14 protein-coding genes and 1 riboswitch are annotated in these 15,475 nt (G+C 69.8%); of the genes, 11 read left to right on the top strand and 3 right to left on the bottom strand.

Annotated elements, in window-relative coordinates; translation table 11 throughout:
* Positions 1–225: 225 nt before the first annotated feature.
* From clsA to IEY56_RS21260, 10 genes are all read left to right on the top strand, one after another.
* Positions 226–834 carry a cardiolipin synthase ClsA gene (gene clsA / locus IEY56_RS21305; protein WP_189038867.1) on the top strand — a complete coding sequence of 203 codons (609 nt, stop codon included), beginning with the start codon at positions 226–228 and terminating at the stop codon, positions 832–834.
* A gap of 113 nt (positions 835–947) precedes the next feature.
* Positions 948–3,443: a mannose-1-phosphate guanyltransferase gene (locus IEY56_RS21300; RefSeq protein ID WP_189038866.1), complete on the top strand. Its 2,496-nt coding sequence runs from the start codon at positions 948–950 to the stop codon at positions 3,441–3,443.
* 59 nt (positions 3,444–3,502) lie between these two features.
* Positions 3,503–4,402 (top strand): DUF881 domain-containing protein, encoded by a 900-nt coding sequence (locus IEY56_RS21295; protein ID WP_189038865.1) that lies wholly within the window; start codon positions 3,503–3,505, stop codon positions 4,400–4,402.
* Positions 4,399–4,731, top strand: coding sequence for a small basic family protein (locus IEY56_RS21290; RefSeq protein WP_028432652.1), 333 nt, complete (start codon positions 4,399–4,401; stop codon positions 4,729–4,731). The genes IEY56_RS21295 and IEY56_RS21290 overlap by 4 nt, the downstream gene beginning before the upstream one ends.
* A 5-nt stretch (positions 4,732–4,736) precedes the next feature.
* On the top strand, positions 4,737–5,789 hold the full coding sequence (locus IEY56_RS21285) for a DUF881 domain-containing protein (RefSeq protein WP_189038864.1): 1,053 nt from the start codon (positions 4,737–4,739) through the stop codon (positions 5,787–5,789).
* Between the two features lie 166 nt (positions 5,790–5,955).
* Positions 5,956–6,750 carry an FHA domain-containing protein gene (locus IEY56_RS28960; RefSeq protein ID WP_189038863.1) on the top strand — a complete coding sequence of 265 codons (795 nt, stop codon included), beginning with the start codon at positions 5,956–5,958 and terminating at the stop codon, positions 6,748–6,750.
* Between the two features lie 16 nt (positions 6,751–6,766).
* Positions 6,767–7,546: a transcriptional regulator FtsR gene (gene ftsR / locus IEY56_RS21275; RefSeq protein ID WP_189038862.1), complete on the top strand. Its 780-nt coding sequence runs from the start codon at positions 6,767–6,769 to the stop codon at positions 7,544–7,546.
* A gap of 98 nt (positions 7,547–7,644) precedes the next feature.
* On the top strand, positions 7,645–8,118 hold the full coding sequence (locus IEY56_RS21270) for a bifunctional nuclease family protein (RefSeq protein ID WP_027764781.1): 474 nt from the start codon (positions 7,645–7,647) through the stop codon (positions 8,116–8,118).
* Positions 8,119–8,340: 222 nt separating this feature from the next.
* Entirely contained in the window at positions 8,341–8,910 is a 570-nt protein-coding gene (locus IEY56_RS21265) for a MerR family transcriptional regulator (RefSeq protein WP_373292148.1), read from the top strand.
* 34 nt (positions 8,911–8,944) lie between these two features.
* Entirely contained in the window at positions 8,945–10,357 is a 1,413-nt protein-coding gene (locus IEY56_RS21260) for a DNA polymerase IV (RefSeq protein WP_189038860.1), read from the top strand.
* Between the two features lie 6 nt (positions 10,358–10,363).
* Here the strand turns inward: IEY56_RS21260 and IEY56_RS21255 are convergent, their stop codons facing one another.
* Complete coding sequence (locus IEY56_RS21255; protein ID WP_229712082.1) at positions 10,364–10,759, bottom strand: PRC-barrel domain-containing protein; 396 nt, start codon at positions 10,757–10,759, stop codon at positions 10,364–10,366.
* Positions 10,760–11,027: 268 nt separating this feature from the next.
* A riboswitch (glycine riboswitch) is annotated at positions 11,028–11,125 on the top strand.
* Between the two features lie 187 nt (positions 11,126–11,312).
* Here IEY56_RS21255 and gcvP point away from each other — a divergent pair.
* A complete protein-coding gene (gene gcvP, locus IEY56_RS21250) occupies positions 11,313–14,198 on the top strand; it encodes an aminomethyl-transferring glycine dehydrogenase (protein WP_189038858.1) in 2,886 nt (961 codons plus the stop codon).
* 104 nt (positions 14,199–14,302) lie between these two features.
* Here gcvP and IEY56_RS21245 read toward each other — a convergent pair whose 3' ends face one another.
* Positions 14,303–14,506 carry a DUF5999 family protein gene (locus tag IEY56_RS21245; RefSeq protein WP_045866470.1) on the bottom strand — a complete coding sequence of 68 codons (204 nt, stop codon included), beginning with the start codon at positions 14,504–14,506 and terminating at the stop codon, positions 14,303–14,305.
* Between the two features lie 284 nt (positions 14,507–14,790).
* On the bottom strand, positions 14,791–15,390 hold the full coding sequence (locus IEY56_RS21240; protein ID WP_189038857.1) for a hypothetical protein: 600 nt from the start codon (positions 15,388–15,390) through the stop codon (positions 14,791–14,793).
* Positions 15,391–15,475 lie beyond the last annotated feature (85 nt).

The raw sequence follows: 15,475 nt of genomic DNA, 5'->3' as shown, positions 1-15,475 counted from the left end.
GCGCCGATGGTACTGCATGCGGGAGCGTGTGGGAGAGTAGGACACCGCCGAACTAACATTGAAAAATAGCCCCGTTGCCGGATAACCCCGCCAACGGGGCTATTTTCATGCCCGCGTAATTCGTGGTTCACCGCACTGCCCGTATCCCGCCCCACTGGACGCCGGCCCGCGGCCTGCCGGTAGTGTCAGGGGGCATCGTCGGCACGGGCTCACAGGAGGCTCCGGGTGGAGGTCCAGGAAAGACAGGCTGAGGAGGGCCGGGTCTTCACCATCCCCAACATCCTCAGCATGGCCCGCCTGGTGGGCGTGCCGCTCTTTCTGTGGTTGATCCTGTGGCCGGTCTTCGGCGGCCCCAACTGCGACGGCTGGGCGCTGCTCGTCCTCGCCTTCAGCGGCGTGAGCGACTATCTGGACGGCAAACTCGCCCGCCGCTGGAACCAGGTGAGCAACCTCGGCCGGATCCTGGACCCCGCAGCAGACCGGCTGTACATCCTGACCACGCTCCTCGGCCTCACCTGGCGGGACATCCTCCCGCTCTGGCTGACGCTCACGCTGCTGGCCCGGGAGCTCCTGCTGCTGGTGATGGTGTGGCTCCTCGACCGTCACGGTTATGCGCCTCCCCAGGTGAACTTCCTGGGCAAGGCCGCCACGTTCAATCTCATGTACGCGTTTCCGCTGCTGCTTCTCAGCGACGGGAGCGGCTGGATCGCGTCACTCGCTCTCGTTTTCGGGTGGGCTTTCGCCGGCTGGGGTACGACGCTCTACTGGTGGGCCGGGATCCTCTACGTGGTTCAGGTGCGCCGTTTGATCAGATCGGGTACTGCGGCCGACTGACCTGGCTTTCCTGAAGCGCGTGAGCCAGTGTCGTTCCTCACTAGCGGGTGTGGTCCTTACCGGATCGGGGAAGTCGGTATGACCGTCATCTGACCGAGGAGGACGCTTCCGACATGAAGGCCGTCGTAATGGCCGGCGGTGAAGGTACCCGCCTTCGCCCGATGACCGCGAGTATGCCCAAGCCGCTTCTTCCCGTCGCCAACCGCCCGATCATGGAGCACGTGCTGCGGCTGCTCAAACGGCATGGGCTCAAAGAGACAGTGGTGACCGTCCAGTTTCTCGCGTCACTCGTCCGGAACTATTTCGGTGACGGCGAAGAGCTGGACATGGAGCTCACTTACGCCAACGAGGAGAAGCCCCTCGGCACAGCGGGGAGCGTCAAGAATGCCGAGGAGGCGCTCAAGGACGACTCGTTCCTCGTCATCTCGGGCGATGCGCTGACGGACTTCGATCTGACGGACCTCATCGAATACCACAAGCGCAAGGGCGCGCTCGTCACGGTGTGCCTCACGCGCGTCCCGAATCCGCTCGAGTTCGGCATCACCATCGTGGACGACGACGGGAAGGTCGAGCGCTTCCTCGAGAAGCCCACCTGGGGCCAGGTCTTCTCCGACACCGTCAACACCGGCATCTACGTGATGGAACCGGAAGTGTTCGACTACGTCGAGCCGGATGTCTCCGTCGACTGGTCGGGGGACGTCTTCCCGCAGCTGATGAAGGAAGGCAAGCCCATCTACGGCTACATCGCCGAGGGCTACTGGGAGGACGTCGGCACGCACGAGAGTTACGTCAAGGCTCAGGCGGACGTGCTCGAAGGCAAGGTCGACGTCGACATCGACGGCTTCGAGATCTCTCCGGGTGTATGGGTCGCCGAGGGGGCGGAGGTCCACCCGGACGCCCAGCTCCGCGGTCCCCTCTACATCGGTGACTACGCGAAGGTCGAGGCGGACGCGGAGATCCGAGAGCACTCCGTCGTCGGCTCCAACGTGGTGGTCAAGAGCGGTGCGTTCCTGCACCGCGCCGTCGTGGACAACAACGTGTACATCGGGCCGCAGGCGAACCTCCGTGGGTGCGTCATCGGCAAGAACACGGACGTCATGCGGGCGGCACGCATCGAGGACGGTGCGGTCATCGGCGACGAGTGCCTCGTCGGTGAGGAATCCATCGTGCAGGGGAACGTGCGCGTCTACCCGTTCAAGACGGTCGAGGCGGGTGCGTTCGTCAACACCTCGGTCATCTGGGAATCGAGGGGACAGGCACACCTGTTCGGTGCGCGGGGTGTCTCCGGCATTCTCAACGTCGAGATCACCCCCGAGCTGGCCGTCAGGCTGGCGGGTGCCTACGCGACGACGCTCAAGAAGGGTTCGACGGTCACGACGGCCCGGGACCACTCCCGCGGTGCGCGGGCCCTGAAGCGCGCCATGATCTCCGCCCTGCAGACCAGCGCCATGGACGTCCGGGACCTGGAGAACGTGCCTCTGCCCGTCGCCCGCCAGCAGACGGCACGCGGCGCGGCCGGCGGCATCATGATCCGTACGACGCCCGGCGTGCAGGACAACGTCGACATCATGTTCTTCGACGAACGGGGCGCCGACCTCTCCCAGGCAGCGCAGCGCAAGCTCGACCGTGTCTTCGCGCGCCAGGAGCACCGGCGTGCGTTCCCCGGCGAGATCGGCGACCTGGCCTTCCCCTCCAGCGTCTACGACTCGTACACGGGCTCACTGCTGCGCTCCGTCGACACGACAGGAGTCGCCGAGTCCGGGCTGAAGGTCGTCGTCGACGCGGCGAACGGCAGCTCGGGGCTCGTCCTGCCCAGCCTGCTCGGCAGGCTCGGCGTCGACTCCCTGACGATCAATCCGGGCCTGGACGAGTCCCGGCCGACCGAGACGGCGGACGCCCGCCGGGCCGGTCTCGTCCGGCTGGGCGAGATCGTCGCCTCCGCCCGTGCGGCCTTCGGTATCCGCTTCGACCCGGTGGGGGAGCGTCTCTCCCTCGTCGACGAACGCGGCCGGATCATCGAGGACGACCGTGCCCTGCTGGTGATGCTCGACCTCATCGCCGCCGAGCGCCGCAGCGGCAAGGTCGCACTGCCCGTCACCACGACCCGCATCGCCGAGCAGGTCGCGGCCTACCACGGCACTCAGGTCGAGTGGACGACGACGTCGCCGGACGATCTCACCCGCGTCGGCAGGGACGAGAGCACCGTCTTCGGCGGAGACGGACGGGGCGGCTTCATCACCCCGGAGTTCAGCTCGGTCTTCGACGGGGCCGCGGCCTTCGTGCGCCTCATCGGCCTCGTCGCCCGCGCTCAGCTCACGCTCAGTCAGATCGACGCCCGTATCCCCCGCGCGCACGTGCACCGCCGGGACCTGGCGACACCGTGGGCGGTCAAGGGGCTCGTCATGCGCACGGTGGTCGAGGCGGCCGGTGACCGCTCCGTCGACACCACCGACGGCGTGCGCGTGGTGGAGTCCGACGGCCGCTGGGTGATGGTGCTGCCCGACCCGGCCGAGGCGGTCACACATCTTTGGGCAGAAGGGCCCGATGACGCCTCAGCCCAGGCGTTGTTGGACGAATGGGCTGCCGTGGTGGACAGCGCCGGACGGTGACGTCACCATCCGGTGGCCCCATTCGGCGGTAGCGGCCATGGCGTGCGACGATGTGCGTCATGTCGCAGCAGCACCCTGATCGGAGTACCGCATCGCGGCCTGCGCGACCCGATGCCTCCATGTCGCTGCTGACCAACGCGATGGACCACAGCCTTGACGACGGGTACGCACAGGCCGCCGCCCGCCGTGGCGTCGAGGGCCGGTCCGGCATGCCCCGCACCGTGCGGGCCAAGCTCGGCCTCGCAGCCGGACTGGTCCTCGCCGCGCTCGTGGTCACCGTCGGCGCGGCGCAGGCCCGGGTCTCCGCGCCGGAGCTCGCCAAGGAGCGGCAGGAGCTCATCTCCAGGATCGACGACGGGGACAAGCGGGCCGACTCCCTTCAGCGCAGCGTCAACAGCCTGCGCAAGGACGTCGAGGCGAGGCAGCGCAAGGCGCTGGAGAAGCACGGGGGCAACGAGGCGGAGGTCGTCGGGCTGCTGTCCGGCTCGCTGCCCGTGCACGGCCCGGGGGTCAAGCTCGTCGTCGACGACGCCAAAGACACTCAGGACACCGACTCCGGAGGCCCCCGGCAGGGCAGCGGTTTCTCGGACAACGGGCGCGTGCGGGACCGGGACCTCCAGCGCGTGGTCAACGGCCTCTGGGAGTCGGGCGCCGAAGCCGTCTCCGTCAACGGCCAGCGTCTGACGGCCCTTTCGGCGATCCGCGCCGCCGGCGACGCGATACTCGTGGACAACAAGCCGCTCGTGCCGCCGTACACGCTGCTCGCTGTCGGACCGGGGCAGAAGCTCAGCACCGCCTTCCAAGACAGCGCCGACGGGCAGTACTTGCAGGTGCTGGAGGAGAACTACGGTGTGCGCACCAGCATCAGCACTCAGGACGATGTGCGGCTTCCGGCCGCGCCGAGCCTGATCGTACGAACGGCAGAGCCCGTGAAGACAGGAGAGGGCAGCAGATCGTGATCGCCGTACTGGGTCTCATCGTGGGAGTGGTGGCCGGACTCGTCGTCCGGCCGGTCGTCCCGACGCTGGTCGAGCCCTACCTCCCGATCGCCGTCGTCGCGGCGTTGGACGCGGTCTTCGGGGGCCTGCGAGCCATGCTCGACGGAATCTTCGACGACAAGGTCTTCGTCGTCTCGTTCCTGTCGAACGTCGTGGTGGCAGCGCTGATCGTCTTCCTCGGCGACAAGCTCGGAGTCGGAGCCCAGCTCTCCACCGGCGTCGTCGTGGTTCTGGGTATCCGCATCTTCTCGAACGCGGCCGCGATCCGCCGTCACGTTTTCAGGGCGTGAGTCCGATGAGCGACGAGGACGACAAGAAGAGCCCCGGCCAGCTGCCGCCGGAGGAACCGCCGGCGGGCGAGGGCTCCGGGGACGCGCGCGAGCAGTCCGGCCGCCCCCTCCCGCCGGAGGGGGACTCAGGCGCGGAGCCCGGGCCGGAGCAACGGCCGGCGCGGGAAGCCTCCTCCCCAGCGGAAGGGGCGGAGAAGGCCCGGAAGTCCGAGGGGGACGGAGAGGGGCGCGAAGCTGGCTCGGACGCCTCACCTGCCGGGCAGGACGCCCACGAGACGCCGGAGGAGCGGAAGGGCGGAGACTCCGAAGCGGCCCCGGCCCCGGACGCGCAAGCGCCGCGTACCGGACGCCAGCGGCTCGCCCAGGCCGTCTGGCCGCCCCGCGTCACACGAGCCCAACTCATCGTGGCTCTCCTGCTGTTCGTGCTGGGGCTCGGCCTGGCGATCCAGGTGCGCTCCACCAGTGAGAACAGTTCGCTGCGCGGGGCACGCCAGGAGGACCTGGTGCGCATCCTCGACGAACTGGACGACCGCACGAAGCGCCTCGAAGACGAGAAGCAGAACCTGGAGGGTCAGCGGACCGAGCTGGAGAACAGCTCTGACCAGGCGGAGGAGGCCCGTAAGCAGACCCGCCAAAAGGCGCGCCAGCTGGGAGTGCTGGCAGGTACGGTCGGCGCCCAGGGCCCGGGCATCGAGCTGACGGTGACCGACCCCGGCAAGGCGGTCGAGGCGGACATGCTGCTCGACGCGGTGCAGGAGCTCCGCGCGGCAGGCGCCGAGGCCATAGAGATCAACAACGTACGGGTGGTGGCGAGCACGTACTTCTCGGACAGCCCGGGCGGGGTGCGCGTGGACGGACGCAAGATCAGCGAGCCGTACCGCTTTCAGGTGATCGGCAAGCCGCAGGACCTGGAGCCGGCGCTCAACATTCCCGGCGGTGTCGTCCAGACGCTGCGCAAGGAACAGGCCGACGTGTCGGTGAAAGCCTCGAAGAAGATCGTCGTGGACGCCTTGCGATCCGCGAAGCGCCCTGATTACGCTCGGTCATCATCACCGTGAAGGTGGTGGGGGCCTTGCGGGGGGTCGGCGGGCCCGGTGACCATCGCGTGAGGGAAACTGTCTGAAGATCAGGGACGTTGTCCGGGCGTCACTGTCGGCCAAATGAGAGCATCGAGGGTCTGTCCTGCCCCACGGGCGGGTCTGTTTCGTGCGAGGGGAATCGCCCGTGAGTTTCTTTGCAAAATTGTTCGGCAAGGGCCGCCCGCAGGACGGCGGGGATGCCGCGCGGGGCCGGTCCTCTCAGGAGCGCGATTCCACGGGGCGGATCGCGGGTGAGGATGCCGAGCGGCCGCTGTTCCGTGACGAGGTCGCCGCTCCCGGCGGTGACGAAGCAGGTGGTCACGGTAGGGTTTCTGTTGACCCCGGAGCGTCGGGCCGCATAGGTTCCGGTGCACCATCAACCTCGAGTACGGGTGGAGGGGCAGACGTGCCGGTGTGTAGCAGGTGCGGGACGCAGGTCGCCCAGGCGAGCCGGTTCTGTTCCAACTGCGGGGCACCGCTCCGGGGCGGGGTACCCGTCGCCGAGGGTTCCTCCGAGACGACCTCGACCATCTCGATCTCCGGTCTGGAGGCCTACGAGGCAGAGGCCACGGGGCAGAAGACGCCTCCGCTCTCTTCCGAGGCCCAGGCCGCTGTCGACGCCCTTCCGATGGGCTCCGCCCTGCTGGTGGTGCGCCGCGGTCCGAACGCGGGAAGCCGCTTCCTCCTGGACGGCGAGCTGACGACCGCCGGACGTCACCCGGAGAGCGACATCTTCCTCGACGACGTGACGGTCTCCCGCCGCCATGTGGAGTTCCGCCGCGGTCAGGACGGTGTGTTCACCGTCGCCGACGTCGGCAGCCTCAACGGCACCTACGTGAACCGTGAGCGGATCGACGCCGGCGTGCCGCTGGCCAACGGCGACGAGGTGCAGATCGGCAAGTACCGGCTCGTCTTCTTCGCCAGCCGGCACGCGATCTGACGTCTTTCGGGGGCTCATGGAACGCTCACCCTCGGGCGGTGCCGACGACGGCACCGCCCTGGAACAGGGCAGCGGCCCCATGGGCATCGGCGCCGTCCTCGACGTCCTGCGCGAGGAGTTCCCCGAGGTCACCGTCTCCAAGATCCGGTTCCTGGAGGCAGAGGGCCTCGTGGAGCCCCGGCGTACGCCTTCCGGCCACCGCATCTTCGGCGCCGGGGACGTCCGGCGCCTGAGCTTCATCCTCCGTATGCAGCGCGATCACTACCTCCCGCTGCGAGTGATCCGGGAGCAGTTCGACTCGCTCACGTCCGGTGACGAGGCCGTGCGCCTGGCCGATCGCCGGGGAAACGTTCCACCGCAGGGAAGAACCCCGGCCGGCGGGACCTACGTCCCGGACACCGTCGCCGGGGACGCCCCGCTCGGCCGCGAGGAGCTGCTGCGCGCGGCCGGACTGACGGCCGAGGACCTCGCGGAGTGCGAGGCGTCCGGTCTGATCACCACCGACGACAAGGGCGTGTACGGGCCGGAGGCCCTCGGCATCGCGCGTCTCGTGGCCCGTATCCGCCGCTCGGGAGCGGACCCGCGTCACCTGCGGGCGCTCCGGTCGACCGCGGAGCGCGACGCCGAGACAGTGAGGACGATCTTGACGACGCCGGGAAGTGAGAAAAATCCCGTCCCCGATCCGGAGGCCGGGCCGACGGCCCAGCCGGAGTCCGGTGCCGCTGAGCTCGTCGCACTGTCGCTGCAGCTCCATGCGGCCCTGGTGCACTCGGCCCTGCGGCTGCGTTCCCGGTAAGGACGCGGTTTGCCGTTCGCCGGGCGAGTCCCCGCACACGACAGCTCAGGGCGGGTCCCGACTACCCAAACAGGCGGGACACGGCCTAGGGTTGCTGTGTGAACGAGCTCGACGTTGTGGGTGTCCGGGTCGAAATGCCCTCCAACCAACCGATCGTGCTGCTGCGTGAAGTGGGTGGCGACCGGTACCTCCCCATCTGGATCGGCCCCGGGGAGGCGACCGCGATCGCCTTCGCACAGCAGGGGATGACGCCTGCGCGCCCGCTGACCCACGACCTCTTCAAGGACGTGCTGGAAGCGGTGGGGCAGGAGCTCACGGCCGTCCGGATCACGGATCTCCGCGAGGGCGTCTTCTACGCCGAGCTGGTCTTCGCCAGCGGCGTCGAGGTCAGTGCCCGCCCGTCCGACGCCATAGCGCTGGCCCTGCGGACCGGCACGCCGATCTACGGCAGTGACGGTGTGCTGGACGACGCGGGAATCGCGATCCCGGACGAGCAGGAGGACGAGGTGGAGAAGTTCCGCGAGTTCCTCGATCAGATCTCGCCCGAGGACTTCGGCACCAGCAGTCAGTGACGGCCTGCCTGTCAGGTCCTCGTCGAGCTGCCGAAACGAAACCCCCAGGACTTCCCCGGCCGCAGTCACGCCAAACCACTCGATGGGTGATTATCACCCGGCGTGCCGAGTGTGGCGATCGTTGACGCACCCCTGGCGACTGCCTACCTTCGGTGAGGCAGGTCCCGGGGGGACTCCGGGATGTGAAGGACGGAGGTCGGCGTGAGAAGTACCGGCGACGGTATGGCAGCGGATGGCCCCGCCTCAGTCACGAGCTCGCGAGGACAGACACCGCCGGAGGAGACCGCGGCGCCGTCCTCGGACCTGGTGGGATACCGCGGCCCCACAGCCTGTTCGGCCGCCGGCATCACGTACCGGCAGCTCGACTACTGGGCGCGCACCGGACTGGTCGAACCCAGCATCCGGCCCGCGTACGGATCGGGCACGCAGCGGCTCTACAGCTTCCGTGACGTCGTCGTCCTCAAGATCGTCAAGCGGCTTCTGGACACCGGTGTGTCTCTGCAGAACATCCGCACCGCAGTCCAGCATCTCCGCTCTCACGGGATGACCGACCTGGCGCAGATGACGCTGATGAGCGACGGGGCCACCGTCTACGAGTGCTCCTCCCCGGACGAGGTCGTCGACCTGCTGCAGGGGGGCCAGGGAGTCTTCGGCATCGCCGTGGGCGTCGTCTGGAAGGACGTCGAGGGCGCACTGTCACAACTGCACGGCGAGCACGTCGACACCGGAGAGACCATCGTCGGCGACCATCCCGAGGACGAACTGGCGCGCCGGCGCAACCGCGCCGGCTGAGGATTGTCAGAGGCATCCGGCAGCATCGACGAGTGTGAGAGGCGCACCGACGATCCTGCATCTGGACATGGATGCCTTCTATGCCGCCGTCGAGCAGGCAGCGAAGCCGAGCCTGCGCGGGAAACCCGTCGTCGTGGGCGGCCTCGGGCCGCGCGGGGTCGTCTCCACCGCTTCCTATGAGGCACGGCTCTACGGGGTGCACTCGGCGATGCCCATGGCGCAGGCACGCAGGCTGTGCCCCAACGCCGCGTACCTCACCCCGCGCTTCACGCTCTACCGGCAGGTCAGCGACGTCGTGATGGAGATCCTCGGCCGCCACTCCCCGTTGGTGGAGCCCCTGAGCCTCGACGAGGCCTTCGTCGACCTCGAAGCAGGGGACATGCTGGAGGCGGCGGAGACGCGGGCCGCCCGCGAGGTGGGTGCGCGCCTGCGCGTCATGATCCGCGAGGCGACGGGCCTGAGCGGGTCGGTCGGCCTGGCGGGCTCGAAGATGCTGGCCAAGATCGCCTCGGAGGAGGCCAAGCCCGACGGTCTCTACCTCATAGAGCCGGGAGCGGAGCGTGAGCTGCTGGCTCCCATGCCGGTGCGCACGCTTCCGGGGGTCGGCCCGGCCACGGCCGAGGTCCTGCGGCGGGCGGGCCTCACCACTGTGGGGGACGCGGCCGAGGCGGGGGAGGCGGAGCTGCTGAGGCTGCTGGGGAAGGCGCACGGTGCGTCGCTGTACGCGATGGCGAACGGCTGGGACGACCGGCCCGTGATCGCCGAGAGGGACGCCAAGTCCGTGTCCGTGGAGGACACCTTCGACGTCGATCTCACCGAGCGCACCCTCGTGCAGGCGCATGTGGCCCGGCTCGCCGGGAGGTGTGTCGAGCGCCTGCAGGCCGCGGGGAGATCCGGGCGCACCGTGGTGATCAAAGTCCGCAGCTACGACTTCTCCACGCTCACCCGTTCGGAGACGCTGCGGGGCCCCACGGACGACCCGTCAGTCGTGCGTGAGGCCGCGGCCAGGCTGATCGACACCGTGGACACCACGGCCGGGGTCCGGCTGCTGGGCGTGGGCGTGACAGGTCTCGCGGACTTCACGCAGGAGGACCTCTTCGCCCAGGCCGCGGCCGCCGCGGAGGCCGCCGGACCAGCGGAAGGCGAGCCGCATGCGGTCGGCGCTGCTCGCGCGCCGTCCGAGGAGGAGGACGCGAAACCGCTCGCGGACCGGCGGTGGCTTCCCGGGCGCGACGTGTGGCATGCGGAGCACGGCTTCGGCTGGGTCCAGGGAAGCGGCGTGGGGCGTGTGACGGTGCGGTTCGAGACCCCCGATTCGGCGCCGGGGAGGGTGCGCACCTACCCCGTGGACGACCCCGGCCTGCAGCCGGCGGATCCCGTTCCGCTGGCTGCGATGGCCGGGCGCGAGGGGCGGTCGAGCGGCGGGGGGACCGGACGGGCGGAGTGACGCCCTTCAGCTCTCCGACCCCGCTATGCGCCCGAAGTCGCGGTCAGGCGGCGGGGAGGCCGGGTACGGCGGGCCCTCCTCCGCCGGGGCGGGGACGTCGAGCCCGTAGTGGATGTAGAGCTGCAGCTCCTGCACGGGGGAGAGGTGCCGCCCCACGCCGAGCACCGGGGTGCCCCTGACGAGCGAGCGTGCGAAGGGGACCAGGAGCACGCCGTCCACGAACTCGCTCGGCCCCAGCGGGACGAGGGCCTCGCGCCGGAGGAGACCGGGGCGGACGGCGGCCCACTCCGGCTCGCCGGTGGCGTCGTCGAGATAGACCTCGCCCACCGTTCCGATCTTGCATCCGCTCGAGTCGAGCGCTCTGCGCCCGATCAGCTTCCTGGGGTCGATGTCCCTCTGCACGGGTCCTCCATGTACTCGCGACTGGGCGCTGTGTGACGCATGTGGGTGGCCCGGTACGGCTCCGGCTCTCCGGCGGGCAGGTCCGGCGGGCCCCGGTACCCCGCTCGGGTGCTTGCCACGTGCGGCAGGGTGCTGCGGGCTCCAGCGGTGCCGGGAGCCGGTCGCGCAAGCCGTATTACCTACCCAAAGGCACATTGCGGGGTTTGGCCACTCGAGTGCACCTCCAGTTCCCGTGAGCGGAACCGCTGGTACGCTCGAAAGCGGCTGACGACCCCGAGCGGGAGAGTCCTCCGGTGCAGGTGCCGGGGGCGCCGAAGGAGCAACTCCTCCCCGGAATCTCTCAGGCTCACGTACCGCGCGGGTGAGGTCACTCTGGAAAGCAGGGCGAGCCATGCAGTGCCTGGGCTCCCCCTCACCGACGGTGAAAGCCGGGCCGGCCGCGTGCTGGGCGGACCGGTGAAACTCTCAGGTTGAGATGACAGAGGGGGAGGCCGTCCGGGCACCCGTGTCGTGGTGTCCCTCGCAGGTCGCAACGACCAGGAGGCCCCCGCAGATGACCGCCAACCGCATCCCCCTCACCGATCTCGAGCGCGGCACTCCTTTCGAACGGCGCCACATCGGCCCCGACGCCGGTGCGCAGGCGAAGATGCTCGCCCAGGTCGGCTACGGCTCCCTCGACGAGCTCACGTCCGCGGCCGTCCCCGAGGTGATCAAGAGCCACGAGGAACTGGACCTGCTGCCGGCGCAGAGCGAGGCCGAAGTGCTCGCGGAGTTGCGCAGCCTCGCGGGGCGCAACCGCGTACTGCCGTCGATGATCGGCCTGGGCTACTACGGAACCTTCACGCCGCCGGTCATCGTGCGGAACATTCTGGAGAATCCCGCGTGGTACACGGCGTACACGCCCTACCAGCCGGAGATCTCGCAGGGCCGCCTCGAAGCCCTCCTCAACTTCCAGACGATGGTCGCCGACCTGACGGGGCTCCCCACTTCCGGAGCGTCGCTGCTGGACGAACCGACCGCGGCGGCGGAGGCCATGGCGCTCTCCCGCAGGGTCGGCAAGGTCAAGCAGGGCGTCTTCCTCGTCGACGCGGACTGCCTGCCGCAGACCATCGCCGTCGTGCGTACGCGGGCCGAACCCACGGGCGTCGAGGTGGTCGTCGCCGACCTCACCGACGGCATCCCGGCCGACGTCGCCGAACAGGGCGTCTTCGGTGTGCTGCTGCAGTACCCCGGGGCGTCCGGCGCCGTACGCGACCATCGTGCCGTGATCGACCGGGCGCACGAACTGGGCGCGATCGTGACCGTCGCCGCCGACCTTCTCGCGCTCACGCTGCTGACCTCGCCGGGCGAGCTCGGCGCGGACATCGCCGTGGGCTCCAGCCAGCGCTTCGGCGTGCCCATGGGGTTCGGCGGCCCGCACGCCGGCTACATGTCGGTGCGGGACAAGTTCGCGCGCAGCCTGCCCGGCCGTCTGGTGGGCGTGTCCAAGGACGCGGACGGCGACCAGGCCTACCGCCTCGCGCTGCAGACCCGCGAGCAGCACATCCGCCGCGAGAAGGCCACCAGCAACATCTGCACCGCGCAGGTGCTGCTCGCCGTGATGGCGGGCATGTACGCCGTCCACCACGGCCCGGAGGGGCTTGCCGGGATCGCCCGCCGCACGCACCGCTACGCGACGATCCTCGCGGACGGACTCCGCGCGGGCGGTGTGGAGGTCGTCCACGGAAGCTACTTCGACACCGTCACCGCCCGGGTCCCCGGGCGGGCGGCGCAGGTCGTGGCGCGGGCCCTCGAAGCCGGGGTGAACGTGCGGGAGGCCGACGCCGACCACGTCGGCCTGTCCTGCGACGAGACCACGGGACGGGCGCAACTCGCCGCGGTGTGGTCGGCGTTCGGCGTCGAGGCGGACGTCGAGGAGCTGGACTCCCGCGTGGAGGACGTCCTCCCCGCGGAGCTGCTGCGCACCGACGACTACCTGACACACCCGGTCTTCCACGATTACCGGAGCGAGACGGCGATGCTGCGCTACCTGCGCAGGCTCGCCGACCGCGACTACGCCCTCGACCGCGGCATGATCCCGCTGGGCTCCTGCACGATGAAGCTCAACGCCACCACCGAGATGGAGGCCGTCACCTGGCCGGAGTTCGGCGCGCTGCACCCCTTCGCGCCGCTCGACCAGGCGGAGGGCTACGTGACGCTGATCCGCCAGCTCGAGCAGCAGCTCGCGGAGATCACCGGATACGACCGGGTGTCTCTGCAGCCCAACGCGGGCTCCCAGGGCGAGCTCGCGGGTCTGCTGGCGGTGCGCGCCTTCCACCGCTCGCGCGGCGACGAGCAGCGCGACGTGTGCCTGATCCCCTCCTCCGCGCACGGCACCAACGCCGCCTCCGCAGTGATGGCCGGGATGCGCGTCGTCGTCGTCAAGACGAGGGAGGACGGCGACGTCGACGTCGACGACCTGCGGGCGAAGATCGCCCAGCACGGCGAGCAGCTCGCCGTGCTGATGGTCACCTACCCCTCGACTCACGGTGTCTTCGAGGAGCACATCACCGACATCTGCGCAGCCGTGCACGACGCCGGAGGCCAGGTCTACGTGGACGGAGCGAACCTCAACGCCCTGATGGGGCTCGCCAAGCCGGGCAAGTTCGGTGCGGACGTCTCGCATCTGAACCTGCACAAGACGTTCTGCATCCCGCACGGGGGCGGCGGTCCCGGTGTGGGTCCCATCGGTGTGCGCGAGCACCTCGCCCCGCACCTGCCCAACCACCCGCTGCAGCCCGCGGCGGGGCCGGCGAGCGGGATCGGGCCGGTCGCCGGCTCGCCCTGGGGCTCGGCCGGGATCCTGCCGATCTCATGGGCGTACGTCCGGCTCATGGGCGCCCAGGGGCTGCGGAGGGCGACGCAGACGGCGGTGCTGGGAGCCAACTACATCGCAAAGCGGCTGGAGCCGCACTACCCGGTGCTCTACACGGGGCCGCGGGGGCTCGTGGCGCACGAGTGCATCGTCGACGTCCGGCCGCTGACGAAGCAGACGGGTGTGAGCATCGACGACGTCGCGAAGAGGCTGATCGACTACGGCTTCCACGCGCCGACGATGTCGTTCCCCGTCCCGGGGACGCTGATGATCGAGCCCACCGAGAGCGAGGACCTGGCGGAGCTGGACCGCTTCTGCGAGGCGATGATCGAGATCCGTGCCGAGATCGACAAGGTCGGCTCGGGGGAGTGGCCCGCGGACGACAACCCGCTGCGCAACGCACCGCACACGGCACGGCAGTTGAGCCGCGAGTGGGAGCACAGCTACGGACGGGAAGAGGGGGCGTTCCCCGCGGGGGTGAAGGCGTCCGATAAGTACTGGCCGCCGGTCCGCCGCATCGACGGTGCCTTCGGCGACCGCAACCTCGTCTGCTCGTGCCCCCCGGTGGAGGACTACGACGGCTGATACGCGGGCGGCGCGCCTGATCGTTCGCGTGCCGCCGGTGGCGGCACAGGTCAGGGCCGGTGCGGCGGTGACGCCGGGCCGGCCCTGGTTTCTTGTCGGGTCTCTCAGGCAGCGGTGGCGATGCCGCGGACGAGAGGGCGGTGCGGGTCGATGATCTTGCCGTCCGGCAGCAGCTCACCGGTGTCCTCGAAGAGCAGCACGCCGTTGCACAGCAGGCTCCAGCCCTGCTCCGGGAAGTGGGCCACAGGGTGAGCGGCTTCCCGGTCGGCGGATTCGGCTGTGGGGCATGGTGGCTGGTGCTGGCACATTTTCGCTGTCGTCTTCCGTTGTGTCGTGGTGTTCGTGCTGCGGCTGGTCACGGTGTCCATGGCCGCCCCCGTTCCTCGCTCGGTCCCCAGTGTTCCCCTGTGGACTCGAATCCGCAGGGATTTCGCGTCACCACTCCTCAACCAGGACAGACGCGTCACCCGTGCGGGTGGTTGCGCCTCAACTGGCTCGTACGGCAAGGCGATTTGCCGGATATGAGCAAGAGGGGGCCGAGGCTTCCGGGGGACTCGCCGGATGCGGTTGGCGGTACGCTACCCCACCCTCGTCAGGCCGGAGTCCGCATCAGCGGAGCCGGTACGACGCGACGAGTCAGCAGCGGCAGGAGGGCGTCCGCCCGGTGCGGGCGGTGCGCCGCGATGCCGGGCGGTGCCGGCGCCAGGGGTATGAGTACGTCGGAGGGCAGCGGGGTGCCCCGGGCGGGCTCGGCGGCGGTGTCCCCGTGCAGCCACAGCGTCATCATGTACAGCTGCGGTACGGACAGCAGCCGCGGCTGGAGGTCCTCGGTCAGCGATTCGGCCTGCTCCAGCGCCTGCAGCGTCGCGGCGACGTAGGGACCGCCGCAGAAGTACGCGAACGCCCAGCCGTCCGGGGTGAGCACCGACTCGGCGGCGCCGGGCGCGGAGGTGCCGGACGCCTCCGGGTCGCGGAGCAGGAAGCGCCAGCCGGTGAGACGGGTGGCAGAGCTGCCGGCCGCGGGGGTGAAAGAGGTCAACTCGTGCAGAGGCAAGGGAAGTTCGGGCTGAAACCGGCTGCGTGGGCCTTCCGGCGCGGCGACGCCTCCCTGGCCGTGTGCGGCGGGGGAGCCGAGGGCTGCGAGAACACTGCGGAGCGCGGCGGGCGGGGCCGGAGGAAGGTGCAGCGGCATGACAGATCGCCTCTCACTTGGAGACACACGGGTGGTGCGGCCGGGGTGCAGACAGCGCTGTCGGCGTGAAGAAGGCCGCTTCGCG

The sequence above is a fragment of the Streptomyces daqingensis genome (assembly GCF_014645895.1).
Lineage (GTDB): Bacteria > Actinomycetota > Actinomycetes > Streptomycetales > Streptomycetaceae > Streptomyces > Streptomyces daqingensis.
This window is presented reverse-complemented; position numbering and strand designations above follow the sequence as displayed.